The organism is Priestia sp. LL-8 (assembly GCF_036227845.1).
Lineage (GTDB): Bacteria > Bacillota > Bacilli > Bacillales > Bacillaceae_H > Priestia > Priestia zanthoxyli.
Genome location: NZ_JAZAQH010000001.1, coordinates 2,128,329 through 2,141,143, shown reverse-complemented (window position 1 = coordinate 2,141,143; position 12,815 = coordinate 2,128,329). Strand labels below are relative to the sequence as shown.

The 12,815-nt window shown below is 37.1% G+C and carries 12 protein-coding genes; 2 read left to right on the top strand and 10 right to left on the bottom strand.

The window, feature by feature from the left end:
• Positions 1 to 15: 15 nt before the first annotated feature.
• The 8 genes from U9R83_RS10860 to U9R83_RS10825 all read right to left on the bottom strand — a co-directional run bounded on the left by U9R83_RS10860 (position 16) and on the right by U9R83_RS10825 (position 8,846).
• Positions 16 to 2,427 (bottom strand): S8 family serine peptidase, encoded by a 2,412-nt coding sequence (locus U9R83_RS10860; protein WP_014460240.1) that lies wholly within the window; start codon positions 2,425 to 2,427, stop codon positions 16 to 18.
• A 739-nt stretch (positions 2,428 to 3,166) separates the two neighbouring features.
• Positions 3,167 to 3,604: a S1 domain-containing RNA-binding protein gene (locus tag U9R83_RS10855; RefSeq protein WP_013056909.1), complete on the bottom strand. Its 438-nt coding sequence runs from the start codon at positions 3,602 to 3,604 to the stop codon at positions 3,167 to 3,169.
• Positions 3,605 to 3,785: 181 nt separating this feature from the next.
• Positions 3,786 to 4,607, bottom strand: a complete 822-nt coding sequence (gene nadE, locus U9R83_RS10850) for an ammonia-dependent NAD(+) synthetase (RefSeq protein WP_048021051.1) — start codon at positions 4,605 to 4,607, stop codon at positions 3,786 to 3,788.
• 34 nt (positions 4,608 to 4,641) lie between these two features.
• The gene (nadD, locus tag U9R83_RS10845; protein ID WP_140450804.1) at positions 4,642 to 5,322 is read right to left on the bottom strand and encodes a nicotinate (nicotinamide) nucleotide adenylyltransferase; all 681 of its coding nucleotides are present in this window, start codon (positions 5,320 to 5,322) and stop codon (positions 4,642 to 4,644) included.
• Positions 5,323 to 5,337: 15 nt separating this feature from the next.
• Positions 5,338 to 6,807, bottom strand: a complete 1,470-nt coding sequence (locus U9R83_RS10840; protein ID WP_014460243.1) for a nicotinate phosphoribosyltransferase — start codon at positions 6,805 to 6,807, stop codon at positions 5,338 to 5,340.
• Between the two features lie 23 nt (positions 6,808 to 6,830).
• Entirely contained in the window at positions 6,831 to 7,379 is a 549-nt protein-coding gene (locus tag U9R83_RS10835) for a cysteine hydrolase family protein (protein WP_140450803.1), read from the bottom strand.
• Positions 7,380 to 7,451: 72 nt separating this feature from the next.
• Complete coding sequence (locus tag U9R83_RS10830) at positions 7,452 to 8,228, bottom strand: NUDIX domain-containing protein (protein WP_182420634.1); 777 nt, start codon at positions 8,226 to 8,228, stop codon at positions 7,452 to 7,454.
• A gap of 222 nt (positions 8,229 to 8,450) precedes the next feature.
• Positions 8,451 to 8,846: a CDI toxin immunity protein gene (locus U9R83_RS10825; RefSeq protein ID WP_014460246.1), complete on the bottom strand. Its 396-nt coding sequence runs from the start codon at positions 8,844 to 8,846 to the stop codon at positions 8,451 to 8,453.
• 331 nt (positions 8,847 to 9,177) lie between these two features.
• On the opposite strand from U9R83_RS10825, the gene U9R83_RS10820 reads away from it, so the two are divergent.
• A complete protein-coding gene (locus tag U9R83_RS10820; RefSeq protein WP_328575231.1) occupies positions 9,178 to 10,266 on the top strand; it encodes an FAD-dependent monooxygenase in 1,089 nt (362 codons plus the stop codon).
• Positions 10,267 to 10,370: 104 nt separating this feature from the next.
• On the opposite strand, the gene U9R83_RS10815 is transcribed toward U9R83_RS10820, so the two are convergent.
• A complete protein-coding gene (locus tag U9R83_RS10815; protein ID WP_116072478.1) occupies positions 10,371 to 10,706 on the bottom strand; it encodes a helix-turn-helix domain-containing protein in 336 nt (111 codons plus the stop codon).
• A 182-nt stretch (positions 10,707 to 10,888) separates the two neighbouring features.
• The gene (locus U9R83_RS10810) at positions 10,889 to 11,077 is read right to left on the bottom strand and encodes an anti-repressor SinI family protein (RefSeq protein ID WP_014460248.1); all 189 of its coding nucleotides are present in this window, start codon (positions 11,075 to 11,077) and stop codon (positions 10,889 to 10,891) included.
• A 169-nt stretch (positions 11,078 to 11,246) separates the two neighbouring features.
• Here U9R83_RS10810 and U9R83_RS10805 point away from each other — a divergent pair, with 169 nt between their 5' ends.
• The gene (locus U9R83_RS10805; RefSeq protein WP_328575230.1) at positions 11,247 to 12,800 is read left to right on the top strand and encodes an alpha/beta fold hydrolase; all 1,554 of its coding nucleotides are present in this window, start codon (positions 11,247 to 11,249) and stop codon (positions 12,798 to 12,800) included.
• Positions 12,801 to 12,815 lie beyond the last annotated feature (15 nt).

Genomic DNA, 12,815 nt, shown 5'->3' with positions numbered 1-12,815 from the left:
CACTCTTTTTTTTATTTATTTAATTTCGAATTCTCCTAAAGAACCGGTCGTCTGACCTGCTTTTACTGCTTCTGCGTATAAATAATACGTTCCCGCTGGAAGAGCTTCGCCATTAATCTTTCCGTCCCACGTTGCGCTAGAGAATCCTTTTCCTACATTCGTATACGAACTTAACAATTCCCCTTTTTCTAACGTTGCATCGTAAATGTAATAGCTAAGCTTCTCTGCGCCTCCTGGTAAATAACTGCCGTATTCAAATGATCCATTTCCAAGTACATCTACATACGCAGAAGTAACGCGAGGATAATCTGGCTCTTTTACAAATAAGATGGTTGGAACATCGTACGTTTCTTTATTGTTACTTACGGTAATTGTCCCTTCGTAATAACCAGGAGACAATTTCCCTGCATCTACTTTTACATTTAGGTTTACTTTTTGTGTCTTCCCTGCATTAATCACTAAATCGTTTGTTGATTTAACGTCAATTGCTTGATGACTTTTCTTAAATTTCACTTTAATCGAGTATTTTTGACTGCGATTTGATAGATTTTTAATCTTAAAGCTTTGTTTTTCTACTTGTTTCCCTTTATCTTTATAAAAAACACCGTACGAGTGACTTCCTGGTGTAATAAGTGTTTTTGCTTTAATTGCATCTACTACGCGCATGCTTCCTGCGCCTTGCGTATTATGAGGATAAATCAGCCCGTTGCGGTCACGAAGCAGTTCCGTTGTGTTCATTAAAGATGCTTTTACGTCTTCTACTTTATAATTTGGATGCGCCTGTAAAATTAACGCTGCTGCTCCTGCTACGTGCGGTGCCGCCATACTTGTTCCTTGTTTTGATCCATATCCATGAGGGTTGCTTGGATCATTGGTTGGCACTGTGCTGATGATATCGACTCCCGGTGCCGAAATGTCCGGCTTAATCATCCACGTATCTACAACCGGTCCGCGAGATGAAAAGTCAGCCATTGTTTCATCGACCGTCTGATTAAAGGTTGCATTAAAAGAGCCCGTGACGGATCCTTTTGCTAAAGAAGCTACCAAAGCTTGGCCGTCTGCTTTTGATAAACGAATACTTGGCAGAGATGTACCTGGAATATCAGGGATTGTTCCTTCTACGTTGTTGTAAATGACCGTTGCAGCAGCACCGGCTTTTTTCGCATTGTCAACTTTATCTACAAACGCAATGTCACCGCGAGAAATAACCGCTACTTTCCCTTTTACATCCTTTCCTTCAAAGTCTTCTGGTTTTCCGAGTCCGACAGGTACAAATTCATAATTTTTACCGCTTGCATCCAGTAATGCCTTGTCATTTGGAAAGCCCATTACTTCAGCAGAAGCATAGCTGGCGTTATCTACAGTTAATGTCGTTTTATACAAATTGTAAGGAAGCTGAGTCGCACCAACTGAAATAGCTTCACGAGACGTTCCCGGAGAGCCTACTGTCCAGTTAGCTGGTCCACTGTTTCCATTTGATGTAACAGCTACTACCCCTTCTTCCATTGCCCAATCTAACGCAATACTCGTTGCCAAGTCCGGATTATTAATCGTATCTCCAAGCGAGAGGTTCATTACATCCGCCCCGTCTTCTACCGCACGTTCAATACCGGCGATCACATCTTCCGTTGTACCCGTTCCTCCTGGACCTAATACACGATAAGCAAGTAAATGAGCATCAGGAGCTACCCCTTTAATTTTCCCGTCCGCTGCAATTGTTCCCGCTACGTGCGTACCGTGCGTTGTCGCTTCGCCTTTTGGATCTCCAGCCGGCGTTTCTTGAGGGTCTTTGTCATCGTCGACAAAATCCCATCCTTTATATTTCTCAAACGCTGACTTTAAATCCGGGTGGTCGTAATCAACGCCTGTATCGATAACGGCTACGGTCATATTTTTACCTGTATATCCTGATTTCCACGCTTGATCTGCTCCCACATAGTAAATGCTTTTATCCATCTCAGAACCGTATTCTTCAGCGCTCACTTCTTTCGATTTCACTTCTGTTGTATGATATTCAACGCTTGGGTAAATAGCTTTTACTCCAGGTAAACTTGCTACTTTTTCAAGGTCACTAGCGGGAAGTTCCGCTGAAAATCCGGAAAACACTTGGTCATATTCACGCTTTACTTTTGACGTTTTAGAAGCTTTTGAAAGCTCTTTTTTCACTTCGTCACGCGCTTTTTTAATCTTTCCTTTACTTTGCGCTACTCCTTTTTTCTTCGCTTCCGCTACAGACTCTTCATTTAACTCCACAATAACTTTTACTTTTTTAGCCGACTTTAAGTTATAGTCTCCTTGAATTTTAACTAGTGACGGTTCAAGAGCCGGCTTTGAATTCCCATTAGCAGATGCTCCCATTGCAAAAGAAGATAAAGCAACCGAAAATGCTACTGTACTCAATACAGCCCGAATTGATACTTTTTTCATCGTTTTGTCCTCTCCATTTCTCTCTATAATTCATGCAACTATGTATGTCTTCATCCCCAGAACATACGCATCTTTTACTTAGCTTGTAAGCTAAAAATTAGAATAGTATGGAAGTTCTATATATTACTATAAAATCCTTGAGTCTATTGAATCATTTTATATATTCCTACAAACTGAGTACTAATGCTCAAAAAATGAAGAATTTTGTCTGTTTATCGTCTTTTCATAACTTTTCCATTCCTAAAATTATGAAGGGATTAGATGGATATACAAGAATACTGACGAATTTCTGTTAATTTAGCTATTTCTATCAGGGATTCATTCCTACTTTCTCTTCAATTATTTATAAGGTTTTTTATTATTTTAAGAAAATTGTTCTTATGAGCGTTTTTTATTTTATTATTTATTATTTAGAACATAGTTTAATTTAATATAAAATATCACACTTAATTAAATGAAATTTTTAAAAATTACGAATAATAAAAGTAGTTCGTGCAGATACTAACGTCAACGCTCGCAAAAAGGGAGGCATGATTATGATAGATTTAAATTTCATCCTACTCATCCTTGATCTTCTTTCATCGCTTGTCACGATTGGCATCTACTTTACAACTAAGTAAGTGCTTAACCTTCTCTTTAATCTTCTAGCGTATGTACCCAAGCTATCACAAAAAAGAAGCAAGCCAATTTTTACTGGCTTGCTTCAGCTATATAATAAAGTAGTTAAAGTGGAAGGGATTTATCCGCGTCTTCCGCCTCTGCCACCTCGTTTTGATTCAGTGCTGCGTTTTAGTGTAGATAAATTATCTTCACTATCTTTTAAGAAACGCGCCATTTTTTGTTCGAAGTTTTCCTTTGGTTGGAAGTTGCTTTTAGAACGATTATCATTATTTCTTGCCTGACGTGGCGGGCGTTGTGAATAAGAAGATGAGGGTCTTTCCGGTTTATCTATCGCTTTTTTAATCGATAATCCAATTTTTCCGTCTTTCTCATTAACGACTTTCACTTCAATTTCTTGACCAACTTTAAGATGGTCATTAATGTCTTTTACATAGCTGTCAGCTACCTCACTAATATGTACAAGCCCAGTTTGACCTCCAGGTAATTCTACAAATGCTCCAAAATTAGTAATACCTGTTACTTTACCTTGTACCTTGCTACCTACTTCAACTGCCATAAAAAATGTTCCTCCTCAATAATATTAAAAGCACTTCATTATACCAAAGTGCGTAAGAATAACAAAGTGTGTATGTGAAAACAATTCGTTAAATTACACTTTTTCCGCCTCTTTTTTGTTTTATGAAAGAAATCAGTCAAAATAATGCCCATATTAGATATACCTAATATGGGCATTTCTCTCATTTCCACCATTCATCAAACATGCTAGCCGGTAATTGACGCTTATGTTCAGTAATACGATAGCGCTGTTCAATTTTTTCAGCGGCTTCTTGTGATACTTCTTTTCCTTCCAAATAATCGTCTAGTTCATCATAAGAAATTCCTAGTTCCGTTTCATCAGATTGACCAGGACTATTATCTAATAAGTCAGCGGTTGGTACTTTTTCGTACAATCGTTTATCTGCACCTAATTCTTTTAGCAATGCTTTTCCTTGACGTTTTGTTAATCCTGTTAGAGGCAGCACGTCTGCTCCGCCATCCCCGTATTTTGTAAAAAAGCCTGTTACTGCTTCTGCTGCATGATCGGTTCCGATAACTAAAAGGCCGTTTTCTCCTCCGATTGCATACTGTACAATCATACGCGTACGTGCTTTGACATTTCCTTTATGAAAATCAGACAGCGCTATATCTGTCGCACCTGTAAACGAACTTTCAAATGCTTCCACCGTGTTTTTAATATTAAATGTATATGTTTCATTAGGTTTAATAAATTCTAGTGACGCCTTCGCATCTGCTTCGTCATGCTGCGTACCATGAGGCAAGCGAACGGCTACAAATTTTGCTTCGTATTCTTCTTTTCGCAATTCGTCTACAGCAATCTGCGCTAATCGTCCAGCTAAGCTAGAGTCCTGCCCTCCGCTTATACCTAATACAAAACCTTTTGCATTTGCTGACTTTAGGTAGTTTTTCAGAAAATCAACGCGGGCACGGATTTCTTGTGCTGGATTAATTTCAGATTTCACATGTAGCTCTTTTCTTATTTTTTCTTGCATGTCTGACATGATACATGCTCTCCTTCCATTATATGTAGATTTCTTACTGATACAATCCATGTTTTTTACTATAAAAATAACAGAGATCAGGCATTAAATATCTTGGTTCTCCGCCCCGGGCAAATTCTTGACGAATATAAGTAGAGCTGATTTCCATCGCTAGCCCCTTATCAAGAAGCTGAAACCGCCCGTCGTCATAATTTCGAAGCAAAGGAGAATGACTAATAGCTTTCAACATGTCTATTCCCTCTCTTGCCATGATGATAAACTGGTTTTCACTTATAAGTTCATCTGCTTTCTTCCACTTGCCCTCACCAATATCTTGCAGTAAATCGGCTCCCATAATAAAAAATAAGTTAGCGTGTGGGAGCAATTTTTTAAAGTGCTCCATAGTGTAGTATGTGTAATGATAGCCGGGCAATACGTCTAGCTCATACGTATCGAGCAAAAATTTCGGGTTGTCTTTAATCGCTAAGCTAACCATATTTACACGGTGCTCATCGGACGTTTGGAGCTTTTTATCTGTCCGTTTGTGCGATGAAGGCAAGAAGATAATAGCATCTAACTTCTTTCGATGCGCAACCGTTGATGCCGTCCAAAGATGAACGTTGGTAACCGGATCAAAAGAAGAACCATAAATCCCAATTTTCGCTCCTTTTTCTAAAAGCTTATCTATTTTCTTATCAGGGTTTAGCTGTTGAAAATAAGCAAGCGTATCTGACATGTCTCCAGCTCCCTACTATTTTTTATTTAGGGCTTCCGCTACTTTTTGTTTTACGTACGCAATTTGACGCGTTTTATTTTCCCAACACTTTTCGCTTAAATCTACTGGATATTCTTCTGGATTGCGCGTGCGCTTATATTCATCCCAAAGCAGCTCTAAATTATCTTTTACGTACTGCTGAATTTCCTGAAGTTCTTCTGTTTCATACACAAGCTTTCCGTTTACAAAGATATCATGATGGAGTTCTTTTGCCTCAAAATTTGTGACAAATTTACTGATAAACGTATGAACAGGATGGAACATTTTTAAACGTTCTTCGCTTTGAGGATCTTCTTCTTCCATCGTGATATAATCCCCTTCAGATTTTCCATTCAAATTATTGATAATACGATATACGCGCTTTAACCCTGGTGTACTCACTTTTTCAGGATTCGCGCTAATTTTAATCGTATCCATCATCTCGCCATTTTCTCCTTCAATAGAAACGAGTTTATACACTGCTCCAAGCGCCGGCTGATCATATGCAGTAATGAGCTTCGTACCAATTCCCCACATGTCTATCTGTGCACCTTGCGACTTTAAATGCATAATCGTATCTTCATCTAAATCGTTGGAAGCAACAATTTTTGTTTCTGTAAACCCTGCTTCATCCAACATTTGACGAGCTTTTTTAGACAAATAAGTTAAATCGCCGCTGTCTAAGCGAATCGCCGTAAAATTAATTTTATCACCTAATTCTTTTGCTACTTTAATCGCATTGGGAACTCCTGATTTTAACGTATCGTACGTATCAACTAGAAACACGCAGTTTTTGTGACGACGAGCGTATTTATGAAATGCAATATATTCGTCCTTATAAGCTTGCACCATGGCATGGGCATGCGTTCCTGCAACTGGAATTCCAAATTTCTTTCCTGCTCGCACGTTAGAAGTAGCACCAAATCCGCCAATATAGGCTGCTCTTGTTCCCCAAATAGCAGCATCCATTTCTTGAGCGCGTCGTGTTCCAAACTCCATTGCTACCTGATCTCCTACTACATGTTTGATTCGAGCTGCTTTCGTCGCAATCAGCGTTTGGTAATTCACAATATTTAAAATCGCTGTTTCTACGAGCTGAGCTTCAATTAAGGGTGCCTCCACACGTAAAATTGGTTCATTATGAAACACAAGCTCACCTTCACGCATACATCGAATTGTTCCCGTAAATGTAAGGTCTTTTAAGTAAGCTAAATAATCCTCTTTAAAACCTAATTCTTCGTGCAAGTAGGTTAAATCTGATTCGCTAAATTTAAATGCTTTAATATATTCAATAATTCTTTCTAATCCAGCAAAAACAGCATACCCATTCCCAAAAGGAAGTTTGCGGAAGAAAACTTCAAAAACAGCCTTTTTTTGATGAATGTTATCTTCCCAATACGTTTCTCCCATATTAATTTGATATAAATCGGTGTGTAGCATTACGCTGTCATCTGTAAACATATTCATTGATTTCCTCCACTTTTATGTCCTTAAATAATTTTTGCTCCTAGGCAAGATTTAAAGTGTTCAAGCGCCCACTCATGGCCTTTTTGATTAAAGCTCGCTACAGCTTTTTCATGAATATAAATAGCAAATCCTTTATTATAGGCATCTACTGCTGTATGAAGTACACAGATATCCGTACATACACCTGCTAAGTAGACATCGGTAATTTGTCTTTCTCGCAGTTTAATCTCCAGCTCCGTTCCAGCAAATGCGCTGTATCTCGTTTTATTCATCCATTCTACATTTGCCTTTGATTGATACACGTTATATAAATCATTTAACTTTCCGTATAGCTTTCTTCCTGCAGAACCTTCAATATTATGAGGCGGAAACAGCGCTGATTCTGGATGCAGGGAATCATTTTCTTTATGAAAATCAATGGCAAACACGACATACTCGTCTTGCTCAATAAATTGACGCGTAATATCGTTTATGGATGTTTCAATGTGTCGCCCTGGTTCTCCGCATGTCAAAGCTCCGTTTTCAGCTACAAAATCATTTGTATAATCGATGTTAATCAGTGCTTTTTTCATTATGTTTCCCCCTCATAAGTAAAAATTAACAGTTAACATATTGTTAATTATTTGAATTGAAAGTTTTTTCTTTTAATAGCGTGCTGTATAGATTGGCTTCATCACATTCATCTCGACAAACCGGTAGAGCTTTGTTGGCTTTTTAGACGTTCTCGTCGTTGTTTTTCCGTCTACTTCTTCAATAAATGGCAGCATTCTTATTTTTCGTGCAAACGCCTGATCACTTTTAATTGCCGCATCATCCGTTACGGTAAGTAGAACAGCCTGCAGTTCAGAGTATGTAAACTGAGAAGGCAGAAACTTCTGAGCAATGGTCGTTTGCAATAAATCTTTCTGAATTTCCTTGATTGCATCTCGAATGATGATTTCATGATCAAAAGCTAAAGGCAATGAAAAGATTTCATCTATTTTAAATAATTCAACTCGAGCAGCATCATCATTCGCTTTTCGTTTTATTAGACTATCTTCTGGAACAATTGCATAATGTGCGTTTGTGATGACCCATCCCCTATCATCTCTGCCGGGCTCATCATAGACACCATAGTGTTTTAAATGAATATCGTTCACGCCCGTTTCTTCTTCCAGCTCTCTTTTAGCCGCTTCAAAAGCTGATTCATCAGGATGGACAAATCCGCCGGGAAGCGCCCACTTTCCTGCTTCGCTGTTCTTTTCTCCCTCTGCGTTTAGTATTGCTCGCTGAATAAGCATTAATTTCAAATTCATTTTAGGTGGTTTGTATGGTTCTTTTTCTTCCGTCACAATCGTAAATACAGCAATATCTGACGTATAGCCATAGGGTTTAGGGTATTCTTTTTTCGTTTGATTCGTCACTGCTTTTTTGTTCGACATTCAGCATTTCTCCTGATCACTCTTTTTACAATTAACAATATGATTAATGTTAATTATATTTGTTTTATGGAAAATGTCAATACTTTTCCCACTAATTATAAAGAGAAGGTAATTTATGTTGTAAATAACGTTATGTTTCGTATTTTTTAGAGTTTATATGCATAAAAAGCCGAGTGAAGAAGTTCCCATTCGCCTCTTCCCTCAGCTTTTTTTCCCTTTTAATTAGCGTGCTGCTAAACCAATCATCATTTTACCGTCTTTAAAATATTCAATGACATAGTCAACAGACGGACAGTAAATAAACGCTTCTTCTGTAAGATCAGCTGTTTGTTGAAAAAACGTTAAAGCCTGAGCTAAATCGACGCTTACGGCTTTAGTTGCTCGTTTCCAAAATAAAACAACCTGATGTTCTTTTATATTCATCTCTTGAAGCCATTTTTTGATTTCTTCAATATGCCGGGCCGACTTTTTAATTAATACTTTTCTCCAATTAATTTGCATGATTGTTAAAAAAGGAAAGGTGTTTGAAAGTTTTTCGAAGTAAATGCTTGTCTGCTTTTTCGTTAGCAAATCTGCACTGTTACCCAATGTTTGAATATAATGTTCTACTTTTGTCATAATCATCCTCCAGTCGAAATTGGAGTTTGCTAGAATTTTCAGAGACGTTCTCTACTCTTCTTGCTAAAAATCCTGCAGCTTTCCAACCGTGCTTTTTCTCAACAATTTTGAAATTTCACCTTTTTATACAAATTATTCAAAATAATTTGTGTATTTTAGTTTACCATAAAACTTAATCTTTGACTTTGATTATGTAAAAGCTTATTTGTGTTTTGACCAAAGAGCGAATTCCATAGAAGAAAAGCTATAAAAAAGTTGACATTAACATTTATAAAAGTTAATATACTTACTAAAAGTAACTTAATTGCATATAACAAATAAGGTGAAGAAAATGAACTATCAAACAGATGTGTGTATAATAGGAGCCGGACCAGGCGGTGCTCTACTGGCCTATCTACTGGCTAAACAAAATATATCAACTATACTGATAGAGAGATCTGATAAACTTGGAAAAGAATTTCGAGGCGAACATTTAAATGAAGATGGAGAAATGATTCTTAAGAAACATCATATATTTGAAGAAATTGAAAGCTTAGGCCTCCTTCGAATGTCTAGGGTCGAATACTGGAAGGATGGACATGTATTCAAAACGATAGAATCTGAACTTGGACATGCAGGAATTCATGTTCCACAGCAGCATCTTCTTCAGTCTATAAATAGGCAAGCAAGCCTCTATCCCTCCTACAAACTTATGCTGGGCACAAAAGTAACGGAACTCATGCAGAATGAAAAAGGACAGTATACTGGAATAAAAGCTGAGCAAAAAGGCCGGGGTGAAATAATAGTTGAAAGTAAAATCATTATTGGAGCAGATGGTCGATATTCAACTGTTCGCAAACTTGCGCACATAAAAAACAATATTCATAATCCTGGATACGATTTGCTTTGGGCGAAAATTCCTGCACCTGCCAATTGGGAGCCTTCTATTAAATTTGCACTTGTGAATCAGCAGCAGGTGGCGCTTTTTTCTCAAGCAAAAGGCTTTGTTCAAATCGGATGGAATATTGAAAAAGGCAGCTATCCTGCTCTTCGAAAACAATCGTTTAGGCCGTTTATTCAGCGTTTAATAGATGCTTTCCCTACCTTAAACCTTTCATTAGAAAGGTTTATTAAGTCGTGGTCAGACTTTACGCTTCTTTCTGTGCAAAGCAGCATAAGCGAAGTATGGTCAAAGCATCACCTGTTATTATTAGGGGATGCTGCTCATACGATGACTCCTACTGGCGCTTTTGGATTAAACGAGTCATTAAAAGATGCTGACTTACTATCTGACTTACTGCATCAAGTTTTTTATCAAAACAAAGAGATTTCAGAAACATTGAGACGGTTTGAGCTGAAAAGAAAGCCAAAATTAATAACTCTTGAACGTATTCAGTTTCAACGTGAAAAAGAATTCTCGTCCCATTTTATTTCTTCTTAAGCCTAAAAAAAGAGATTCCATAGATAAATGGGATCTCTTTTTTGCAATCATGATTTTTTAGCAGTTGTTCTATGTAAGTTCTCTTTTATGTACATTCCGCGAAGTTAATCTTGCTTTGCCCGCTGCCATTTTTGAAATTCAAGAAATTGTTTGAACTGCTCTTTGCTTATTCCTGACTCCGCTGCTTCTTTTGCTAACTCAAGCCACTCATCATCAATATCCAACGATTCAGATTTATCCATAGGCTCATGAATCAATCTATCAATACTAACGTTCAATGAGGTAGAAATTTTATTTAGAAATTGAATAGATGGGTTGAGCTGAATTCCTCTTTCTACTGAAGATATGTACGATTTAGCAACACCCGCTCGGTTTGCAAGTTCTGTTAGCGATATTCCCTGTTTCATTCTGAGATCTCGAATACGTTGGCCAATTGTCATTATAATCACCCTTACTAATGCTTACTTATCGATAATAATACCATAATTTCACTTTACCGTGCATTATAAATAAACGTTCTTACTGTAAAGGGATGATTATACATCTAGTGGACGTAGCTTGAGACTCGCTATAAAGGTTAGCTATGCGTAAGGAATTCTTTATTTCCTTGCTGGTGTATCGGCTAAGAATTTGAACTAATATTTTGTAAAAATTGTCTAACTTCCTCGATGCTTATACCTGTTTCTTTTGCTTCCATTATGAGCATAACCCATTCTAAGTCTAACGCATTTTCGTCTTTAAAATTCATAATTCGCTTCCTTTCTTCTTTTTCGGGAATTGAGAACGTTTTCTTTTTGCTGTTTTTGGACATTCTCCCTTATTTTTCACTATGGTTTTACAGTATAATGGATATTACTAGAACATTAGACATTTTACATTTGCTAAAAAGCACCAATTTTTTTGAAATTTTTGTCTATTCCTATCATAATGATTTTACCGTTACACAAACGCTACAGTTAGATACTAGGAGGATTGCTTTTATGCCTTTTCTGCATACGGCGACAGAAAAAATTTACTATGAAATTCATTCGCCCGTGTTCACTGACAAGACAGAAACCGTTGTTATGGTTCATTCTTGTGTCACTGATCATACGCTTTTTGATTCTATTACTGCGGAATTAACCCAACATTACCGTGTTATTCAATACGATTTGAGAGAGACAGGACAGAGCACCTCTGCTACAGGGGAGTTATCGTTTGAGGCTCATATTGAAGATCTTTTCCTCTTATTACATACGTTAAATATAAAGAAGTGCTACTTAGTTGGAGTGGGATTTGGAGGACAAATCGCTGTTAAATTTGCTGCACGCTATGAATTTCTTGTTGAAGGACTGATACTATTGTCTCTTCCTTTTTATTCAGATAGCACCATTCAAAAGATTAAGAGATGTTACAACGAAGAAAGCAAAAATCAAATACCCGTAGAAAAAATTTTCGAATTAGGCAGACTAGAAAGTATTGAACATGCAAATATACAACAGCTGATTGAAAGACTTAAAAAAATGGATCCTAATGTATATTTCCACTTCGTTAAACTTTCTATTACAGCCAATCTATTTCAAGAGCTGAGCAGCATTTCAATTCCTGTACTCACTTTATCTGGCCAAAATGATTTGTTGTTTTCATCTCAGTATCTGATTTCAAAAACGATGTTTTTAAAAAACTACAGTCATATGACCATACCTAACGCACATTCTTTGTTTCTAGTAAAAGAAAAAACAGCTTTATTCAGAGAAATTGTCGTAGATTTTATTAAAAGTAATACATACCAGCTCCCTTCTTTAAAGAATGATTCTATGAAAATACTAAAAAACTGGGAAAGTGATACGGCTATAGACATACAAAAAGACTTCCATGCCCACACACCCTCTCTTAAAGTAGATTTCTTGTACTCTTTTTCCGTCTATGTAAATGGTCAGCTTATTACAGAAGGCTGGAATAAGCGCTTTGCTCAAGAAATTTTACTATATCTTATTTTTCACCATTCTATCAGCAGAGAACAGCTATGCGAAGCGCTGTGGCCCGAAATGCCTTTAAGCAACGCCAAAAAGAATTTACGCGTCTACTTGTCTCATTTAAAAAAATTATTGAACGCAGAAAATTCAGAGCCGGTTTTACTTGTTAACAGGCAGCTCATTTCTTTAAATGCAGATGTGTCAAGCGATGGATTAGATTTACTAACTGACCTTCAGTGGATAACCGAACAGTCTGACCCGACGCTGAAATTCAAGGAAGCTGAACAGCGACTGCATCAATTAGTTCCTCATTATTTAACAACGATTTATGACGATTGGTTCCTTGATATCCGAGTGAAAATAGAGATTATTCTTCTTGATCTATTAATATGGATGAAAGAATGGCTTTGTGAAAATGGAAAAGTTTCAAAAGCCGTATTTTTACTTATTAAATTTATTGATTTAGTAGAAGAAAAGGAATTCATTTATGATGAAATTGTCGATTGCTATATCAAGCTCGATAACAATGAAAAATCAGAGTACTGGCTGGATCAAAAAATGCGGTATTTAGTTGAATAAAAAGGATGTGAATAC